17 protein-coding genes are annotated in these 18526 nt (G+C 67.2%); 3 read left to right on the top strand and 14 right to left on the bottom strand.

Annotation, left to right across the window (positions count from 1 at the left end; all coding sequences use genetic code 11):
• From H5411_RS39300 to H5411_RS39240, 13 genes are all read right to left on the bottom strand, one after another.
• On the bottom strand, positions 1 to 799 hold a 799-nt coding region (locus tag H5411_RS39300; RefSeq protein WP_183126721.1), incomplete at its 3' end, for an amidohydrolase family protein.
• Positions 777 to 1874, bottom strand: coding sequence for an amidohydrolase family protein (locus H5411_RS39295; RefSeq protein ID WP_183126720.1), 1098 nt, complete (start codon positions 1872 to 1874; stop codon positions 777 to 779). The genes H5411_RS39300 and H5411_RS39295, both read right to left, overlap by 23 nt.
• Positions 1871 to 2263: a Rieske (2Fe-2S) protein gene (locus tag H5411_RS39290; protein ID WP_183126719.1), complete on the bottom strand. Its 393-nt coding sequence runs from the start codon at positions 2261 to 2263 to the stop codon at positions 1871 to 1873. Before H5411_RS39290 ends, H5411_RS39295 begins: the two co-directional genes overlap by 4 nt.
• Entirely contained in the window at positions 2256 to 3743 is a 1488-nt protein-coding gene (locus H5411_RS39285; RefSeq protein WP_183126718.1) for an aldehyde dehydrogenase family protein, read from the bottom strand. Before H5411_RS39285 ends, H5411_RS39290 begins: the two co-directional genes overlap by 8 nt.
• Before the next feature lies 1 nt (position 3744).
• Positions 3745 to 4983, bottom strand: a complete 1239-nt coding sequence (locus H5411_RS39280; protein ID WP_183126717.1) for a cytochrome P450 — start codon at positions 4981 to 4983, stop codon at positions 3745 to 3747.
• A 207-nt stretch (positions 4984 to 5190) separates the two neighbouring features.
• A complete protein-coding gene (locus H5411_RS39275) occupies positions 5191 to 5565 on the bottom strand; it encodes a hypothetical protein (RefSeq protein ID WP_183126716.1) in 375 nt (124 codons plus the stop codon).
• 27 nt (positions 5566 to 5592) lie between these two features.
• Positions 5593 to 6819 carry a CaiB/BaiF CoA transferase family protein gene (locus H5411_RS39270; protein WP_183126715.1) on the bottom strand — a complete coding sequence of 409 codons (1227 nt, stop codon included), beginning with the start codon at positions 6817 to 6819 and terminating at the stop codon, positions 5593 to 5595.
• Positions 6816 to 7205 carry a Rieske (2Fe-2S) protein gene (locus tag H5411_RS39265; RefSeq protein WP_183126714.1) on the bottom strand — a complete coding sequence of 130 codons (390 nt, stop codon included), beginning with the start codon at positions 7203 to 7205 and terminating at the stop codon, positions 6816 to 6818. The genes H5411_RS39270 and H5411_RS39265 overlap by 4 nt, the downstream gene beginning before the upstream one ends.
• Entirely contained in the window at positions 7202 to 8005 is an 804-nt protein-coding gene (locus H5411_RS39260; protein WP_246370072.1) for an HpcH/HpaI aldolase family protein, read from the bottom strand. Before H5411_RS39260 ends, H5411_RS39265 begins: the two co-directional genes overlap by 4 nt.
• A gap of 36 nt (positions 8006 to 8041) precedes the next feature.
• Entirely contained in the window at positions 8042 to 9799 is a 1758-nt protein-coding gene (locus H5411_RS39255) for a CocE/NonD family hydrolase (RefSeq protein WP_183126712.1), read from the bottom strand.
• The gene (locus tag H5411_RS39250; RefSeq protein WP_183126711.1) at positions 9783 to 11474 is read right to left on the bottom strand and encodes a thiamine pyrophosphate-binding protein; all 1692 of its coding nucleotides are present in this window, start codon (positions 11472 to 11474) and stop codon (positions 9783 to 9785) included. Before H5411_RS39250 ends, H5411_RS39255 begins: the two co-directional genes overlap by 17 nt.
• On the bottom strand, positions 11471 to 11833 hold the full coding sequence (locus H5411_RS39245; protein ID WP_183126710.1) for a Rieske (2Fe-2S) protein: 363 nt from the start codon (positions 11831 to 11833) through the stop codon (positions 11471 to 11473). Before H5411_RS39245 ends, H5411_RS39250 begins: the two co-directional genes overlap by 4 nt.
• A complete protein-coding gene (locus tag H5411_RS39240) occupies positions 11830 to 12936 on the bottom strand; it encodes an amidohydrolase family protein (RefSeq protein WP_183126709.1) in 1107 nt (368 codons plus the stop codon). The genes H5411_RS39245 and H5411_RS39240 overlap by 4 nt, the downstream gene beginning before the upstream one ends.
• Positions 12937 to 13093: 157 nt before the next feature.
• Here H5411_RS39240 and H5411_RS39235 point away from each other — a divergent pair, with 157 nt between their 5' ends.
• From H5411_RS39235 to H5411_RS39225, 3 genes are all read left to right on the top strand, one after another.
• Positions 13094 to 14065, top strand: coding sequence for a PDR/VanB family oxidoreductase (locus H5411_RS39235; RefSeq protein WP_183126708.1), 972 nt, complete (start codon positions 13094 to 13096; stop codon positions 14063 to 14065).
• Between the two features lie 149 nt (positions 14066 to 14214).
• Positions 14215 to 15234 (top strand): quinone oxidoreductase family protein, encoded by a 1020-nt coding sequence (locus H5411_RS39230; RefSeq protein ID WP_183126707.1) that lies wholly within the window; start codon positions 14215 to 14217, stop codon positions 15232 to 15234.
• A gap of 418 nt (positions 15235 to 15652) precedes the next feature.
• A complete protein-coding gene (locus H5411_RS39225; RefSeq protein WP_183126706.1) occupies positions 15653 to 16297 on the top strand; it encodes a TetR/AcrR family transcriptional regulator in 645 nt (214 codons plus the stop codon).
• A 573-nt stretch (positions 16298 to 16870) separates the two neighbouring features.
• Here the strand turns inward: H5411_RS39225 and H5411_RS48105 are convergent.
• Positions 16871 to 17866 carry a hypothetical protein gene (locus H5411_RS48105; protein ID WP_246370053.1) on the bottom strand — a complete coding sequence of 332 codons (996 nt, stop codon included), beginning with the start codon at positions 17864 to 17866 and terminating at the stop codon, positions 16871 to 16873.
• Positions 17867 to 18526 lie beyond the last annotated feature (660 nt).

The following is an 18526-nucleotide window of genomic DNA, read 5'->3' as shown; positions in this document are numbered from 1 at the left end:
CCCAGGCAATACCCGACTCGATGATGACGCACCGCAAATCCGGGTAGCGTTCGAAGGTTCCGTTGAAGATCAGGCTGATCAGGTGCGCGGCAGAACCGAGCGCCATTTCCGAGTGGTACTCCGAGAAATACGACGGGTAGCCTACAGCGGTGAGCAGTCGCGCCCCGGGCGCGGTCAGCGGATGCACGGCGAGCGGCAGTCCGTGCCGGGCAGCGGCCCGGTGCACGTCGTCGAATACCGGGTCGCCGAGCGGGACTTTCGTCGAGGGGCCCATGGCCACCTGCACGAACCCGGGATGGCCGGCCCAGTGTTCGATCTCGGCCACGGCCAGCCGCGGTTCGTCGATCGCGATCCGCAGCGAGCCCCGGAACATGTCGTCCTGGTTGTCTTTGCCCAGCCAGGTATCCGCAAGCCACTTGTTGGTGGCGCGACAGGCTGCGGCTTCGCGCTCGGGATTCTCCCTCGGCCGCACCGAGGCCAGCGGGATCAGGATGGCGTGGGCTACGTCCGCCATCGCGCGAAGCTGCCGGGCCGCGAACGCTGGATCGGATCCGGGCGGGCCACCGCCCGGGGGCTTGGCGTCCACCCGGTTTCCGCCGTTCGGCGTCTGCGCGATGCGGGTGTTGTTGTCGATCGGGCGCTGCGGCCCGGTGAACTCGAAGCTGCGCCAGGGCTCCTCGTAATATTCGGCCAGCTCGTCCAGCGACCTCGGCACCGGGTGCACGTCGGTGTCGACTACCACGGTCGTCCGCTTGTTCGTCGCCGGGCCGGGTACCTCAAGCGGTGACACGGTCGTCATGCGATCCTCCCACTCCAGACTCGGCTCGCCCATCCAGGCGGTACAGTTCGGCGGCCGCGCCGCCCAGGATGCGCTGCCGCAGCGCGGGATCCACGGTGTCGGGCAGCAACGAGCCCGGTTCGGCATAGCTCCAATGTGGATAGTCGCTGCCGTACATCAGCAGCTGTTTGGCACGGCTGAGCTCCAGCCAACGCGGCCATTGCGCGTCGACCTCCGGGCCCTCCATCCGGCTGGTCACGAACCGCACGTGCTCAGCCAGGTACGACGAGGGCTGACGAGCAGCCCACGGGTGGTCGTCCTGGTTGGGCCGCCAATCCGCGTCGAGCCTCCAGATCAGCGGCATCACCATGTCTCCCCCGCCGTCGGCGAAGACGAACACCAGTTCCGGCAGCCGATCGAACACCCCGTTGGTGATGAGGCTGGCCAGATGGAGGTGGAAGTTGCTGGGCGAGAAGCAGCTGTACTCGGCGAAATGACGGAAGTCGCCGACCGACGAGCTCGCGAACTCGGCGCCCGCGCCGGCGTCGAGGTGCACCGCGACCGGCAGCCGATGTCGTGCCGCGCAGGCCCACAGCCTGAACAGCGACCGGTCCCCGTACCGGACCGGCGACGACATCGGCACCGCGATCTGCACCATGTGCGGGTGCCCTGCCCACCGCTCGATCTCTTCGATCGCCGCGTCGGGATCGCCGGGGTTGACCCGGATGCTGCCTTTGAACCGGCCGTGTGCATTGCGCTCGCCCAGCCAGCTGTGGGCGAGCCATGAGTTGGTCGCCGAGCAGACAGCGTTGTTGACGTCGGTGTCCAGGTTGAGCCCGCGCGTCAGCGGAAGCAGCACCGCGACATCGACGCCGGCCTGCTCGAACAGCTGGTGCTCCAGCAGCGCCGGATCCGACCCCGGAAGACCGTCCGCGGGCGCTGCACCCGTGAGATACTGGCCACCGGGCACCGGGTAGTAATAGCGGTCGATCGGCGCGATGACCCGATGCTGCCACGGTTCGCTGAGGAACTCCCGCAGATCTTCGTCTCGCCGCACGACCGGATGGACCGCGGCATCGATGATCGGCTGAGTCATTGCGTGTCACCCTTCCCGCCGCCGGCGATCTCCAGGATCACCTTGCCGTCCCGGACGGCGACGGAGTATTTCCGGATCCGATGCACCGGCTTCGTCAGAGACCGCCCATCGGCGATGCCGAACTTCCAGCCGTGCCAAGGACATTCCACGATCTCGCCGGCGCGGGACCAGCCCTTGTGCCCCGGTGCCTCCCCGGTCGCCACGCCGGTGATCCGGCCAGCGCAAATCGGGGCACCCATATGCGGGCAGTAATTGTTCAGGGCGTGATACTCGCCGCCGACGTTGTACACGGCCACGCCGTAGCGACCGACCTCCACTAGCCGGACGCTGCCGGGCGGGAGCTCCTCTACCGTGCCGACCACGTGAGTCTGCGAACCAGCTTCACCCATGGGAGGCCCCCGTTCCGGCGAGTACTACGCTCTTGACTTGTGTGAACTCCAGCACGGAATCGGCGGACATAGTGCGTCCGAAACCGCTCTGCCGGTACCCGCCGAACGGGGCGCCGATCGCGCCGCTCGCCCTGCCCGCGTTGACATGCACTTGACCTGCTTCCAATCGGCGGGCCAGCGTGACAGCACGACCGACATCGGCTGTCCATGCAGTGGCCACCAGTCCGTACTTCGTGCCGTTGGCGATCTCCACGGCCTCGTCCAGATCGTCGAACTCCAGTACTGCCAGCACCGGGCCGAACACCTCCTCCTGCGCCAGCCGCATAGCCGGGTCAACCTGATCGAACAAGGTGGGCGCGACGAAGAATCCGTGCTCGTAGCGCTCCCCGGGCGGGACGCCGCCTCCGCACACGAGCTGAGCTCCCTCGGACTGCGCGATCCCGATGTGGTTGAGCACCCGCTGCTGCTGGGTGCGGTTGATCAGCGGCCCCATGTCGACGTCCTCGTCCCAGCCGCCGAGCCGCGTCGCCGACAACGCTGTTGCCAGGGCATCAACGAGACGCTGACGCGAGCCCCGCTGCACCAGAACCCGAGTACCGGCCGCACAGGTCTGTCCGGCGTTAAAAGTCACACCGCGGACGATCTCCGGTACAGCCTGTTCCAGATTCGCGTCGTCGAACACGATCTGCGGCGACTTTCCGCCGAGCTCCAGGTGCACCGGCACCAGATTCCGTGCGGCCGCGCGCATGACGCTGGCCCCAGTCACGGTGGATCCAGTGAAACTCAAATGCCGTACCCCGGGATGCTCGGCCAACGCCGCCCCAGGAGCCGCGCCGCCGGGCACGACATTGAGCACACCCGGCGGCAGACCGGCCTGCAGCGCGAGTTCACCCAGCAACAGACAGGTCAGAGGCGCGTCCGCGGCGGGCTTCACGACCACGGTGTTCCCCGCGGCCAATGCGGGTGCCACGACCGAGACCATCAACGCGCCCGGCGCGTTCCACGGAACGATGCACCCGCAGACTCCAAACGGCTCGCGCAGAGTCAACGCCAGCCGGTCCGGAGTGGCAGTCGGCAGGCTCTGCCCGCCGATCTTGTCCGCCTGGCCCGCGATGAACACGATCCGGTTGCCGACGGACGCTGGCCCCTGGTAGGGCCGACCGACCTCGAGGCTTTCGAGCAAGCCCAGTTCCTCGTCGTGCTCGGTGCACAAGGCACCCCACCTGTGCAGCACGGCCGCCCGGCGGCTCGCGCTCAGATCGCGCCACGCCGGAAAGGCATCCGAAGCCGCGGCCACTGCGGCGTCGATGTCGGCAGGCGTGCCGTCCGGGACGCGGCCGATCACCCGGCCCGTGCCAGGGTCGAGAACGTCAGTCACCGCCCCGCCAATCGAGGGCACGGTTCGACCCCCGATGAGATGCGCGGCGGGCACGAGAGCGGCGACCCATGTCGCGGCATCCCTGCTGTCGATGGTGGTCATCTCAGCGCAGCTTCACCGGCAGTGTCTTGAGTGCCCGCAGGCCGGCCGAGCCGCGCAGCGTCGGCTCGCCGTCGAGTTCGAGCCCGGGATAGCGGGTGACGAAGATGCCGACAGCGATGCTCACCTGCAGCCGCGCCAGCGGAGCACCGATGCACAAGTGGATCCCGCGCCCGAACGACAGATGCTGCGGAGCGCGGGTGATGTCGAACCGGTGCGGGTCGGGGAACTGACGCCCGTCACGGTTGGCCGCGCCCAGCACGGGACTCACCGAGGCGCCCTTCGGTATCGCGACACCGCCGATCGTGACGTCTTCGAGCGCGACTCGGGAGAGGTTGATCTGGACGGGCGCCTCGTACCGCAGGTACTCCTCCACGGCAGCTTTGCCCAGCTCGGGCTGGGCTCGCAGCAGCGCCAGCTGATCGGGATTACGAAGCAACCACAGCGTTCCCATGCTGAGCGTTCCGACCGACGTCTCCGAAGCGGCGATGAACAGCTGGAAGGCCAGCGAAACCATCTCGTCGGTCGTCATCCGGTCGCCGCCGTCCTCGGCGCGCACGAACGCGCTGAGCAGGTCGTCGCCCGGTGCGCGGCGTCGCTCCGCGATCACCTCTTCGAAGTACGCGCTGGCCTCAGAGATCACTTTGTTGCCGCGGGCAAGTTCACTGTCGGACAGCGAGGCGAGCGGCACCAGGATCAGATCCGCCATCTCCTGCGCCCATTCCAGGCCGATGCCCCTGATCCGATCGGGCAGGCCCAGGAGGTTGCAGATCGTCGCGATGGGCAGTTGTTCGGCGACATCGGACACCAGGTCCGGCTTCGGCTTTTTCTCGGCGGCGTCCAGCAGTGAATGCACCCTGGCAGCAATCGACTCCGACAGCGAGTTGATCCGGCGGGCGGAGAACGCCGGGGCGAACAGTTTGCGCAGCCGGGTGTGCTCGGGCTGGTCGATCCACGGTGTCATCCGAGGCAGGAACTGCAGGTACGAGCTGTCGTGGTAGCGCGGGTCGAGCTTGGGCGCGGGCGTCTTGCCCTGCCCCAGCTGCGCGTGCTTGGTGTGCACCTCGGCGACCTCGTCGAACCCGGTGACGTACCACTTGCCGACGTTCTCGCTGTAAATGACCGGGCTGATCGCGCGGAGCCGGTCGTACAACGTGTAGGGATCGGGGTGCGGGCCACGGGCGATGAGTTCAGCAATGATCTCTTCGGCCTCGTGACTGGTGACCGCAGCGGTGACCGTCATGGGAACCTCCTCCGTTGCCGCTCCGGTCGCTCAGGCATCCGTCCCGGCAGCCTGGCCGACATCATAGAACGGGACAACTAAATTAGAATATTTGTTCTGAGTTGTCAACGAGGCGGGCCGCTCCGGGCGGCCTGCCTCGCGCACGGCGAACGCTCAATCAAGGCGACAAGCACCACAGAAGTCCACATTGGACAACCAGCCCTTGATTCAGTCCGTAGCGGACATTGTCGGCAGGACATCGGTGGACGCTGATATCGCCAGAAAGACTTTGAGCTCACCGTGTTCGGAGCCGACCGCGGCCAAGGCGTCCGAGACAGCGCCCAGACAGCGCCGCACAAACTCCCGCCATGGCTCGCCGGGCAGCCAGAGCGGCGTCACCAACCAGTCCTGGCGGAAACTGCCCCACTGGGTGCCCGGCAACACCTCGTAGATCTCCCCGCCGACGACCGCGAGCCGCTGCGCGGCACACCAGCGCGCGGCGGCCTCGGCCCAGTCAGCCGGCCAAGCCGGCTCCCCGTTACCCGCCGACCAGGCCGCCATGCGCAATCGCATCGGCATCCGGGCGAACACGGAATTGTCCATACCCCGCCCTCATCAGGAAGCCTCGGCCTAGGGCAGGTCCGGGCCGCCGACCACGCCGCGGGTCGTCAGCTCCGCGAGCTCCTGCTCTCCGACGCCGGATTCGCGCAGTACCTCCACGGTGTGCTCACCCAGCAGCGGCGGTGCCGAACGCACAGCACCCGGTGTCGAGCGCATCAGGATCGCTGGTCCGACCTGCGGCAGCTCCCCGACCGTTGGGTGGCTGACCTTCTGGAAGACGCCGAGCTCAGCGACCTGCGGATGCTCGACCACTTCCGAGATCTTGCTGACCTCGCCGAACAACGCGCCGGCGGAGCGGAAGCGCTCGGCCCATTCCGACGTCGTGCGCTCCGCGAACAGCGCCACCAGAATCTCCTTCAGCTCGGCGCGATGCTCGATCCGGTCGAGGTTCGTCTTGAACCGCGGGTCGTCCACCAGGGACGGCTTTCCCACTGCCTCGCAGAATTTGGGCCACGCGTCCGGTGCCCAGGTGCCGGCGACGATCATGCCGTCGGCGGAGTGGTAGAGCTCGTACGGGGTGACCGCGCTGTGCGCCGCGCCGAAACGTTGCGAGTCAATCCCGTCGGCCCAGTAGGACGCCAGCCGGGTGGTGAGCGCCGGCATCAGCGAGCTCAGCATCGGCACGTCGATTTTCTGCCCCGCCCCGGTGCGCTCACGCGCCATCAGGCCCAGCAGGGCCGCGATGACCACGTTGTGCGCACCGGTGAAATCCGCGATCGGCACCCCGACCATGAGCGGGTCGCCGTCGGCCTCGCCGGTCGTCGACATCACCCCCGAGAGGGCCTGCACGACGGGGTCGGTGCCGGGCGCGGAAGCCAGCGGCCCGCTCGGACCGAACGCGGAGAGCGAGCAGTAAACCAGCTTCGGGTTGATCTCTGTGAGCGCCTCGTAGCCGATTCCGATCTTGTCAGCGACACCGGGCCGATAGCTTTCCACGACCACGTCGGCATCGGCGACAAGCTTGTGCACCAACGCCAGGCCCTCGCTAGTCCGCATGTCGACGGCAACGCTGCGCTTGCCTCTGTTCCACATCAGGAACAGCGCGGACTCCCCGCCGAGGAAGGACTTTCCGGTTTGCCGACTGGGATCGCCGTGCGGCATCGACTCGATCTTGATCACGTCGGCGCCGAAGTCGGACAGCATCGCAGTACCCAGCGGGGCCGCCATCTGGCGAGAGAAGTCGATCACCCGGATACCGGAGAGAGCCGAGATTCCCGGAATAGCGCTCTCGCTCATCGCTGATCTCCGTTCTCTGCGGGCCGTCGCCCTGGCTCGACGTAGACGTCGCTGCCGTCGACAGTGACCGCGTAGGTCCGGATCCGGCCGCGGACATTGGTGAAAAGCGGACGGCCGGACACGAGGTCGAACTCGAACTGGTGCCACGGGCACACCACCACCCGGCGGTCCAACCCGTAGGACATCTCACCGGGAGCCGAAGGCAACATGGTTCCCGCCACCCGGCCGCGGCAGACTGGAGCGTCATGATGCGGGCAGAGATTACGCACCGCATGCACCTGGTCGCCATCGCGGACGATGCCGACCTCGGTGCCCTCGACGTCGACGATGAGGAAACGGTCCTCTGGCACTTCCTCCAGGGCCGCGACCCGGACACCGCCGCTCATCGCTGCCCGCCTTGCCCGTGCGCGGACGCCGATTCGCGGCCCAGCATCCGCACTCCGTTCTGATAGGCCTCCAACAGCAGCGAGATATCGTTGCGGTAGACGGCGAACGGCACGTCGTGGGTGATCCACTCCTCCTCGCCCGGCTTGCGGTAGGGCACCAGACCTGCCCAGGCACGGCCATGCGCGGCGACGGCCTTGAGGACCCGCTCCTGGGCTTCCAGCACCATCGGGTGCTCGGCCGCACCATGCACGCCGAGCGAGCCGGACAGGTCCCGCCTTCCGATGAACGCCACCTCGACCCCTGCGGCGAGAATGTCGTCGATGTTTTCGACCCCAGCAGCAGTCTCGATCAACCCGACTAGCAGCAGCTCACGGTCCGCTGACTCGACGTACTCGGCGAACTTCGGCCGGAGCGCACCGTATCGAGAGGCGCGGGTGATGGAGCAGACCCCACGATCGCCGTTCAGCGGGTAGCGCATGGCAGCGACCGCGCGGGCCGCGTCCTCGCCGGTCTCCAGCTGCGGTACGACAATTCCCTGCACACCGGTCTCCAGGACCCGCAGGATGGTCTTGGGATCGTTGTCGGGCACCCGCACCATCAGGGTGAGGCCGACCACGTCGGCGGCACGGGCCATGTGCTCGATCGTCGGGAGATCACGCGCGGTGTGCTCCATGTCGACCAGGACGAAGTCGAGGCCGGCGATCCCGGCCAGCTCGATAGTCGTCGGATCGCCCAGCATGCCCCAGGTTCCCAGCACGCGCTTGCCCTCGCGCAGGAGCTCCTTGGTTCGATTCTTCATCACGCCACCAAACTTAGAATGTTCGTTCGGAAAACTCTAGTGCACCACCGGAAGTTCCACAAAGGACGAAGTGGATCCGCCGTGGAACACAGTCTGCTCGGCCGGCACTGCCGCGCTCGAGTCGAACGCGGTACGCCCAGTGTTGAGATTCGGTTCGAACCGAGGGAAATTGCTGCTCGACACCTCGAGCCGGATCCGGTGTCCACGCCCGAACTCGTACCCGGTCGCGCTCATCGCGATGGTCAGCTCGCACCGGGAGCCGGGCTGGTACGGCGTCACGATCTCGGCGTTCCCGCGCAGCGAGAGCCGCTGGATCCCGTCGCACACGTTCATCGCGGTGCCGTCCGGGTGCACATCGACGAGCTTGGCGGTGAAGTCGGTGTCCGGCGCGCTCGACGCGACGTGCAGCGTCGCGCTGACCCAGCCGGCGACCTCCACGGGGTGCGTCAGGACGTCCGTGGTGTAGACGAGGACGTCTTCGCGGTCTTCCACTGCCCGCTGGTCGAACGAGCCAGGCGGGTGGGCGGTGTTGATGAGCACGTGCGCCCCGCCTCGGGTGGGCACCGGGGAACGCGGGTCGTAGCCGAAGTGATCGGCCGCGGCCCCGGCCGGCTCGGGACTCAGGACGCCATCGCCGGACCGAGTGTTTGCCCGCCCGGCGCCGCCGAGATACCAGCGCACGGGCGTCGCCTCAGCCGGCGGCCAACTGTCCGCATTACGCCAGCGGTTGGCACCCATCACGAACAACCGGACGGGCGGCGAGGCACGTGGCTCGTCGACATCCTTGAGCCAGCGGTCGAACCAGGACAGCTGCACCGCATCGAAGTCGAGCATGGAACCCAGGCCGCAGTCCAGATCGCCGACGCGAGCTGAACCGAGCAACGCGGCCATCGGCACGTGGTGCGTCCACGGTCCGACGATCAGCCGCTGCGGCACCCGGGCGACGCGGCCGGTGCCGGCGAAATTGCGAAGCGTCCCGTCGAGAAACGAGTCGAACCAGGAGGTCATGTGCAACACCGGCACGTCGACGTCGCCGTAGCGGCCTTCGAGACTGATCGCCTTCCAGTAGTCGTCGTACGTGCGGTGAGTCAGCCAGTCCTCGAGGTAAGGCAGGAACCCCTCCGGCCAGGTGTCCATCAAGGACTTCAACGGCCAGGTCGCCGCAGTCCGGTCCAGGTCGTCAACGAGCGCGCGCAGCTGTTTGAGCAGCGCTCGCTGCTCCGCACGCGCAATCGGCAGCCGTCCCACCGAACCCGGCCCAAGCGCCAAGAAGGCAGTGGTGAGCAAAGAACCGAGTTCGGGGACGCCGCCGCGGTAGCTTCGGGCCTCGAAGTAGTCGGAGCTGGCTTGCGACGGCACGATCGCCTTGAGGTGCGGCGGCCGCGCGACCGTCGCCTGCCAGGTGGTAGCGCCCATGTACGAGCTGCCGTACATGCCGACCTTGCCATCACACCACGATTGCGCGGCGCACCACTCGACCGTGTCGTAGCCGTCGTCAGCCTCGTTGACGAACGAGTAGAACTCCCCGTCGGAGGAAAACCGGCCCCGCACGTCCTGGATGACTACCGCGTACCCACGAGCGCTGGCACGAAGCGGATCCAGCGGCATGCCGCTGGTCAGGAAGTAGCTCTTGTCGTAGGGCGTGCGCTCGAGCAGAACCGGCACAGGCTCCGGGGTCTCCGGCCGGTACACGTCAGCGCGCAGCACCACGCCGTCGCGCATCGGGATCGGCACGTCGCGCTCGACGAACGTGGTGTGCCCCGTCTGCGTGGCGAGATCAGGGGAAACTGCCATCGATGACCACCTCCACGAGAGCAGGGCCTGGATGCCGGACAGCCTCAGTCAGCGCGTCGGCGAGGTCGCCGGGCTGCTCGACCAGCCTGCCTCGCACGCCCATCGCCTCGGCCAGTTGGTGGAACGCGATCGGCGGGTCGCCGAGGTCAGTGCCAGGGATGGCGGCGGCCGCGTCCGGGGAGAGATGGGCCAGGCCGTTGGACTTCAAGGTGCGATAGCTGCGGTTGTTGCAGACCACCCAGGTGACCGGGATGTCATGATGCGCCGCAGTCCAGAGCGCCGGACTCGCGTACATGGCGCACCCGTCCGCGACCAGGCCTACGGCCGGGCGGCTCGGGGTCGCCAGCTGCACGCCGATCGCGCCGGGGAGGCCGGATCCGATGCCGCTGCCCGGAGCACGGAAGTACGAGCCAGGCCGACGTGCCAGCCGGCGAGCTGTGAACGGCCGTACTGACAGCGATTCGTCGAACACCACCGCCTCCGGCGGAAGCACCTCGCCCAGCGTGTTTGCCAGGTGCGATGCCGCGATGGGCACCGCGTCGCGTTCCGCGGCGGCACGGGCCCAGAACTCCGCCTCTCCGTCACGCAACTGGACGGCGAGCCGGTCGGCTTCGGCCCGCGCCCGGATCCGGGCCGGCTCTTCCATCAGCGCCCGCACCCGGTCCACCAGCACTGCGCAAGTGGCCGCCGGATCCGCCGCGATCGCCAGGTCGACCGGTGCTGTCTTCGCCAGGTCGCCGGGCACCAGCCCGATCTGGACCGTCTGGATGCCCGGGGCCGGCACGGGCCGGTTGTCGAACGCGGGCGGCCCGGCAGGCGCACCGAGGAAAACCACTAGATCCGCAGCGAGGTAAGCAGCCTTCGCCGCTCGGGTGGCACCGGTGTTGAACGTGCCAGCCCACAATGGATGCCCCGGCTCCAGCACCGGCTCCGAGGCCCATCCACCGCCGAAGATCGGAGCGCCGAGCATCGTGGCGAGGTCGGCAACCGAGCTGCCAGCACCGCCGCCGATCAGCCCGTCGCCGATTACCAGAGCCACCCGACGGGCACTGAGCAGTATGGTGGCCAGCCGGTCGACGTCGCCGGCCGCGGGCACCACGCTCGTCCGGCCGTGTGAGGTCGGCCGGACCTGAGCCTGCCCCGACTCCTCCAGCACGTTCATCGGGATCGACAGCAGTACTGGCCCAGCGGGCGGTTCCGCGGCGACCTTGGTCGCGCGGCGCAGCACCCTGGCGACGTCGTCGGGGTGCTCGACCTGCACAGCCCACTTGCAGACCGGCCTCGCCATCCCGACGAGATCTCCCCACAGGATCGGCTCGTCGGCAGCCTCCCGGCTGCTGGCGTTGCCGGCGTAGACGACCAACGGTGTCCGGGCCTGTGCCGCGTTGTGCAGCATGCCCAGCCCGTTGCCCAGCCCCGGTGCGGTGTGCAGTTGGACAAAGGCAGGCCGGCGGGTGGCCCGCGCGTACCCGTCGGCTGCGCTGACCGCGACGCCCTCGTGCAACGCCAGCACCAGTTCCAGCTGCGGATAGTCGTGCAACCCGTCGAGGAAGCCGATCTCAGTGGTGCCGGGGTTGCCGAACACGTAACGAGTGTCGTCGGCCAGCAGCTGCCGCAGCATGGCGTCGCGGCCGGTAACGAGTCCGGTACCAGCCGCGAGCCTGTCTGCCGTCATCGCTGAATGAGGACGCGCCCGCCCTCGGTGGTCACCTGATATGTCTTGACCCGCACCTGAGGGTCGCCCACGCAACGCCCGGAGGTGACGTCGTACTCGTAGCTGTGCCACGGGCAGCGGACGACGTGGTCGTTGTCGGACACCTGGTAGTCCCCGACTTTCTCGCCCTCGATCTTGTTCTGCAACCGGCCGTCCGAGAGCAGGGCACCCATGTGCGCACAAGCGTTGCGCATTGCATGGAACTCGCCGTTGCTGTCCCTGAGGAGCACCACCGGGGTCGCGCCGACCTTCACCACTCGCATAGAACCGGCGGCGACCTCGTCGACCGCGCAGACGTCGTGATAACGCGATGTCGTCATGAGGTCAGCCCGTAGAACGCAAGCGAGTTCTCGCGAAGGATTTTGCGCTTGGTCGATTCGGGGAGCCCCGCTGGCAGGATGCGCTCAGGCGCATCGAAGTCGAAATGCGGGTAGTCGCTGGAGAAACAGATCATCTCGTCGGTCTCCATCAGCTCGAGGTACTTGTTGAGCTGGTGCAGGGTCATCTGCTCCATCGGCTGCGTGCTCACCCGCACGCGCTCCCGCAGATGCTCGCTCGGCAGGCGCTTGACCCAGGGCACCTCCGCGCGCAGTTCTCGATACTGCTGGTCGAACCGGGACATCGCGTGCGGCAGCCAGCTGAAACCGCACTCGAGGACCATGACCTTGAGCTCGGGATAGCGCTCGAAGGTGCCGTTGAACACCAGGCTGATCACTTCGCTCATGCCTGCCTGCGGCAGCGCGGTATGCCATTCGACGTAGTAACGGTGGTAACCGAACGGGGTCTTGGTCGCCTGGCCGACGTGCAGCGCGAGCTGCAGGCCGTTGCGCTCGATCGCGTCCATCATCGGCCGATAGAACGGGTCGCCGATCGGGGGCATGTGCGTGATCATCGGCAGGAACACCTGGACCATCTGCGGGTGCGAGCCGATCCGGTCGATCTCCCTGGCCGCGGCCTCGGGCTCCTGGCAGGCGACCTGAACCGACCCGCGCAGTCGAGGATCGCGGTCCAGCCAGTACTCGATCTGCCAGTCGTTGTACGCGCTCGCGATGGCCGCGGCGAACTCGTACCAGCCGCGCATCGCGCTGAAGTGGTGCTGACCGGTGAGCACGCCCATTCCGATGTCGTGCCGGTCCAGAAGCTGGCCGCGCATCAGATCGAGGTCCGATCCAGGCGGGCCACCGACTTCGGGAACCGCGTCCATCCGGAGACCGCCCGTGCCCGCCGTGGGCGGCCAATACGGGTAGTCCGACCGGACATGTGTCCAGCCGTAGTCGGTGATGTGCCGTTGCCACTGCGGCTCCAGGTATGGCAACAGAACCCGAAGGTTCGGCATGTTCTCGTGGATGTCCACGTCGACCACCGCACCCGAGACGCCGGATGCGGCGGGACTGTGGACCGCCGGTTTCGCCTCGACTGACACAGGGACCTCCTCTATGCACTGATGACGCAGCACTCGATCACGGATGCAGAATATCTGCTCTGAAACCGTAGGATCGTTCTAAGTTTAGGTTACCATGGGTGGCGGCACAACCAGCCGGGAACCGGTGAAGCCCCCACAGCGAAGACAGGAGCACAGCATGACGACCCACGCGCTCACCCGCGCCGAACTCGAACTGGAGACGGTGGTCGAGCGCCGCAAGGCGCTCGCCGAGGGCGTGGTCGAGCTGACCCTGCGACGCCCCGACCACTCCCCCATGCCCGCCTGGGAACCCGGTGCGCACATCGACCTCGTCCTCGGCAACGGACTCGTCCGGCAATACTCGCTTTGCGGGTCGCTCGACGAACCCGAGACCCTGCGCGTCGCCGTCCTGCGCGAACCCGCCAGCCGAGGCGGCTCCCGCTACATCCACGAGGAGCTCGCCGTAGGCAGCGCCATCCAAATCCGCGGTCCCCGCAACAACTTCGCCCTCGTCGACTCGCCCCGATACCTGTTCATCGCCGGCGGCATCGGCATCACGCCCATCCTGCCCATGCTCGAATTCGTGACCGCCCGCGGCGCCGACTGGAACCTGACTTATGGCGGCCGCACCCGCCAGTCCATGGCCTTCCGCGATCTCCTCGCCGAACGGTACGGCGACCGCGTCACCATCAGCCCACAAGACGAAACTGGGCTCCTCGACCTGCCTCGCCTGCTCGCCGACCCCGCCCCCGACACCGTCATCTACTGCTGCGGCCCCGAACCCCTGCTAGCGGCCGTCGAAAACAACACCGCGCACTGGCCGCGCGGCACTCTCCACGTCGAACGCTTCACCCCCAAACCCGATACCCACACCGACGAAAACACTGCCTTCGAGGTCGAACTCACCCAAACCGGCAAAACCATCACGGTCGCCAAAGACCAATCCATCCTCGACGCCGTGGAAAAAAATGGCATCTTCGTCCCCTCCAGTTGCCAGGAAGGAACCTGCGGAACCTGCGAAACCCCTGTTCTCGCAGGAACTCCCGACCACCGCGACAGCATCCTCACCGACGAAGAACGCGACGCCAACGACACCATCATGATCTGCGTCTCACGAAGCTGCACTCCGCGCCTCACCCTCGACCTCTAGGCCGAGACCTGTCGGTTTCTCGCCGCACCGTCGGCGAGTTTCCCTGCCGCTGGCGACCCGACGTCCGGCGCAAATTCGTTTATTTGAGGACAACGTCAGGGATACGAGAACAGGCCGATCGTGCATTCCGACCGCTGTGCCTGCGGACCATGCGCGAGCCTCTCCCGCCGCGGAATTCGAACAGCCTGATCGAAAGGCAGAGCATGCGAGTCGTCACAGCATCGCAATACGGTCCCCCAGAGGTGCTGCACTGCGAGGACCGGCCAACTCCTGAGCCGAAGCCCGACGAAGTCATCGTCAGCGTGGAAGCGGCCGGTATCAACCTCATGGATACCTATCTTCGTCGCGGTTATCATCCCTCGTTCAAGCCGCCGCTCGCGCTCGGTGTGGACGGTGCCGGATCGGTGACGGCTGTCGGCGAGCAGGCCACCGCGAAAGTCGGCGACCGGGTGGCCTGGGAGCTTGTTCCGGGAAGCTACGCGGAAATGGTTGCGGTGCCGTGCGAACGCCTCGTCACGGTCCCCGACAGCGTGAGCTTCGAATCGGCCGCAGGCGGCCTGATGCAGGCGATGACGGCGCAGTACCTGTGCTGCGTGGCAGTCGACATCTCGAAAGACGCAGTGGTACTGGTGCATTCGGCCGGCAGTGGCGTCGGCCGCATGCTGACCCAGTTGGCCACTCATCTCGGTGCCCGAGTCATCGCGACTGTGTCGCGAGCACACAAGGCGTCGAGCGCCCAGGACGCCGGAGCCTGGCAAGTGCTCGTCCGTGACGAGATCGACGACCTGGCCGGGGCGATCCAGCAACTCGTCAACGGCAAGGGCGTGGACCTGGTCTTCGACGGAACCGGAAAAACGCTGTTCGAGACAAGCCTGTCCGTCCTGCGCGTCGGCGGCACCTTCGTCACCTATGGCTACGCTGGTGGACATATTCCTCCCGTCTCTCTATGGGAACAGCCGCACGGGGTACGCCTTCTGCCCATCAAGGCAAACGGCCCGGAGCTCACCGCAGGCCAATGGCGCGAGCGTGCCCACCAGGTCATGCAGTGGATCAAAGACGGCACCCTCGACGTCTTGATCGACCGCAGCTACTCCCTCGAAGACGCTGCGTTGGCACACCGCGACCTCGAATCCCAGGAGACAGTCGGAAAGCTGCTGCTGATCCCTTGAGGAGAGAATTCGCGGAAGGGCGGACGCCTGACACCCGCAAAGCCGGGTACGGCTGGCGCCCGCCCAACTAGCGCCATGCGAAGAGTTGCCCGGCGTGGATCTGGCCGTGGCGGGCGGGACGGACTGTGGGGTTTTGCACCGCCGGTTGGACACGGCCGTAATCCGTCATGCTCCAGAGCTCGCGCCTGTCCGACAGGCACCGGGCGAGAGTCTCCTTAGGAGGGTCATCGCCCGGGAGTCGATGGCTCTCGCCGTTTCCTCCCGCGCAGCGGTGTTCGCCGAGCAGATGGTCGCCTGCGACACCTGGAGAGGTCGTTCTCTGGCTAGCACGGGGCGGGTTCGGAGGCCGAGCCATCGATCGAAGTCCGATCGATGGCTCGCACTTCGCGCGACGAGATCGGGTACACTCAGGCGCACGATGCCTGAGCCACCGACCCGACCACGCCTGCGCGCGCGCTACAACGAGCGCCGCGACGCCGTCCTGCAGACCGCAGCGAAGGTCTACGCCGAGCGCGGCTACCACGCCACCTCGATGAACGAACTCATCAGCGCGACCGGTCTCACCGCGGGCGGCCTCTACCACTACATCGAGAGCAAGGAAAGGCTGCTGTTCAGCCTTTTCGATCAGCTGATGACGCCCCTGCTGGAGCAGGCGAATGCGATCCTCGAAACAGCGGACCGGCCCGAAAAACAGCTCCGGGCACTCGTGCGGGTCTGGCTTGAGCATGTCGAGAAATACCGCCACCACATGATCGTGTTCCAGCAGGAATGGCGAACCCTGCAAGACGACCCCCGATGGCTTGAGGTGCGCAAGCAACGCCGGGCCTTCGAAGACATCCTCCGCGGCCTGTTCGACCGCATGGCCGCCGACGGAGTCGGCCCCGCCGACCCCGAACTAGCCCGACGAGCCCTCCTCGCCATGGTCAACTCCACCGCAGAATGGCTCGACCCCGACGGACCCCGGACCGCACACGAGATCGCCGACGCCTACAGCGACCTGATCATCGGCAAAACACGACGCAAGCGCGCCACCCCTGCCACGGCGACGTCCGGCCATCGCTGACTCAGCTCGCCGGGACCGACGAGATGAGTGCGTCCGCCCGCGACGGTGTTCTATTCTGGACTCGACGGTCGTTTCTCCAGGTGAGGCGCACTTAATGTGACACGTGAACTCCGCATCGCGCACGTGGCGGAACAGGGCGCGCCGACCGTGATTCAGGGCAAGATCACCGTGCCGCCCCGCCCCGAGCGGCGAGTGCCGCGCGGGCGGTTGAACGTTTTGTTCAGCCGCCTGCTCGTCCACCACCCCGTGGTGGTCGTCTCGGCAACCGCTGGCTCCGGCAAGACCACCGCGATCGCGGAGGCGGCCGAAGCCCAGGACCGCGCAGTGTGCTGGCTGACGGTCGACGGAACCGACAAAGCCCCCGGCAGGCTGGTCATCTACCTCGAGGCGGCACTCGCCAGGCGAGTTCCAGGCGTTGAGGGCATGTCTGCGCGCGCCCTGGGAGCAGGAGTACCGCACGCCGAGGTGGCCGGTCTGCTCGTCGAAGCAGTCGGAGACGAACCGATCCTGCTGGTGCTCGATGACCTCGAGCGGCTCGGCGAGTCGGTCGAAGCGTGGTCGGTGATCGAGTCGCTAGTACGTCACGCTCCGCCTACCATGCGAATCGTCCTGGCCAGCCGGCGCGAGATCCCCGCCTCTCTTTGCGCGTTGCCGGCGGACACCGTGCTCTCGACCGTGGGCGAGAACGACCTCGCGTTCACTCCGGACGAGGCTGCCGCCGCTCTGACCGCGCTCGGGCGGATCGGGCTGGACGAAGCCGAAGTGGTCGAGGTGACCGGCGGCTGGGCTACCGGCATCCTGTTCGAAGCATGGCGCTCCGCAGACCATGTCTCCGGGGCCGGAGGAGAAGCGGATCCGCTGCACGGATACCTCTCGTCGCACATCCTTGGCCAACTCTCCACGGAAGCAGTCGATTTCTTGGTAAGAACCTCGCTGCTTGACGAGGTCAGCGCCTCCCGCGCAGCCGCACTCGGCATCTCGCATACGGGTGACCTGATGGTGCAGCTGCGCACGGCCCACCTTCCGGTGAGCTGGCACGCGGGTGGACGTCAGCTGCGGTGTCATCCTCGGTTCCGCGAGTACCTGCTCGAACGGCTGGCAAGGTTGGATCCTGCCGAGGTGCGGCGGCTGCGCCACGCTTGCGCCGATCTCCTCGCAAACGAAGGTCACGACGAGGAAGCCACCGAAGAGTTCCTGCGCGCAGGCGCACTCGACGACGCCCGAACCACGGCGGAACGCGCAGTGCTGCCCGTCCTGGAGCGCTGCGACTTCCACATAGCCGACCGTTGGCTGCGCGAACTGCACACACTCGACTCCCCTCCGCTGACTACCGCAGAGCTCATGCTCGCCATTGCGGTCGACGACTACCGGCGCGCCGCGCGGATCGCCGATGAACTGGACCAGCGCGGTCTGCGCCAGCAGCTTGCCGCGGCTTCGCCGCGCGCAGCGGCGCTGCTGGCTTGGACCTACCTTCATGCCGGCAGGCACGAGGACGCCGCCGCGGTATTGGCGGTCGCGGGGAGCGGACCTGGCGTCGAGGCAGCCCGCGCCGGGTTGCGGCTCGCCCAAGGCCCGGACGGCAAAGGCTTCGTGCTGGAGTTGTCCGGCGGGCCGCTGGATGCGCTGGCGCTGCGGATCGGGTACCTGTACGGCAGGTTGACGCCGCTTGCCGGCACGTCGAAGTCGGCATGGCAAGACGCGGTGGCCGATCCGTGGCGGATCGGCGCGCTACGCGCCGGAGGCCAGACCCAGCATGCCCTAGAGCTGTACCGCCGAGCAGTCGATACCGGGTCGGCATCGGTCGCGCTGCACGCCTATATCGGCCCCGAGGTGCTGATCGACGCGGGTGAAGCCGCAGCAGCACGCGAGGCTATTGATCGTGGTCGTTCGATGGCCCGTGCGAGTGGCTCGATCGGGTTTGAGCTGTTCAACGTGCTCGCTGATGTCAAACTCGCCCTGCGCCTCGAGGATGACCCCGCCGCGGCCTGCGCCAAGCTCGACCGGGTCATGCCTGAACCGGCCAGGCACTTCCATTTCGTGAAGGAGGCACTGGACACCTGGTATGGGATGGCGTTGCTCCGGCAGGGGCGTGACGCCGAGGCACTCGCTCGACTGCGCAGCGCAGTGGCCGGGATGACCGACGGCGACCGGATACTGGAGCTGCCGTCGGCGGCTGTCTTCCTAGCCGAGGCGGAATGGCGTGCAGGCAACGAGGACGAAGCCGACCGA

This window comes from Amycolatopsis echigonensis (genome assembly GCF_014174495.1).
Classification (GTDB): domain Bacteria; phylum Actinomycetota; class Actinomycetes; order Mycobacteriales; family Pseudonocardiaceae; genus Amycolatopsis; species Amycolatopsis echigonensis.
Note: the sequence above shows the minus strand (reverse complement) of the source record. Positions and strands in the feature narration are given on the sequence as shown.

What these genes read in the sequence shown, in the direction of transcription:
- H5411_RS39255 (WP_183126712.1), bottom strand. Translation starts at nt 9,799, where the DNA reads ATGGCAGTTTCCCCTGATCTCGCCACGCAGACGGGGCACACCACGTTC.
- H5411_RS39250 (WP_183126711.1), bottom strand. Translation starts at nt 11,474, where the DNA reads ATGACGGCAGACAGGCTCGCGGCTGGTACCGGACTCGTTACCGGCCGC.
- H5411_RS39265 (WP_183126714.1), bottom strand. Translation starts at nt 7,205, where the DNA reads ATGAGCGGCGGTGTCCGGGTCGCGGCCCTGGAGGAAGTGCCAGAGGAC.
- H5411_RS39230 (WP_183126707.1), top strand. Translation starts at nt 14,215, where the DNA reads ATGCGCGAGCCTCTCCCGCCGCGGAATTCGAACAGCCTGATCGAAAGG.
- H5411_RS39285 (WP_183126718.1), bottom strand. Translation starts at nt 3,743, where the DNA reads ATGACCACCATCGACAGCAGGGATGCCGCGACATGGGTCGCCGCTCTC.
- H5411_RS39280 (WP_183126717.1), bottom strand. Translation starts at nt 4,983, where the DNA reads ATGACGGTCACCGCTGCGGTCACCAGTCACGAGGCCGAAGAGATCATT.
- H5411_RS39260 (WP_246370072.1), bottom strand. Translation starts at nt 8,005, where the DNA reads ATGAAGAATCGAACCAAGGAGCTCCTGCGCGAGGGCAAGCGCGTGCTG.
- H5411_RS39225 (WP_183126706.1), top strand. Translation starts at nt 15,653, where the DNA reads ATGCCTGAGCCACCGACCCGACCACGCCTGCGCGCGCGCTACAACGAG.
- H5411_RS39235 (WP_183126708.1), top strand. Translation starts at nt 13,094, where the DNA reads ATGACGACCCACGCGCTCACCCGCGCCGAACTCGAACTGGAGACGGTG.
- H5411_RS39295 (WP_183126720.1), bottom strand. Translation starts at nt 1,874, where the DNA reads ATGACTCAGCCGATCATCGATGCCGCGGTCCATCCGGTCGTGCGGCGA.
- H5411_RS39245 (WP_183126710.1), bottom strand. Translation starts at nt 11,833, where the DNA reads ATGACGACATCGCGTTATCACGACGTCTGCGCGGTCGACGAGGTCGCC.
- H5411_RS39275 (WP_183126716.1), bottom strand. Translation starts at nt 5,565, where the DNA reads ATGGACAATTCCGTGTTCGCCCGGATGCCGATGCGATTGCGCATGGCG.
- H5411_RS39270 (WP_183126715.1), bottom strand. Translation starts at nt 6,819, where the DNA reads ATGAGCGAGAGCGCTATTCCGGGAATCTCGGCTCTCTCCGGTATCCGG.
- H5411_RS39290 (WP_183126719.1), bottom strand. Translation starts at nt 2,263, where the DNA reads ATGGGTGAAGCTGGTTCGCAGACTCACGTGGTCGGCACGGTAGAGGAG.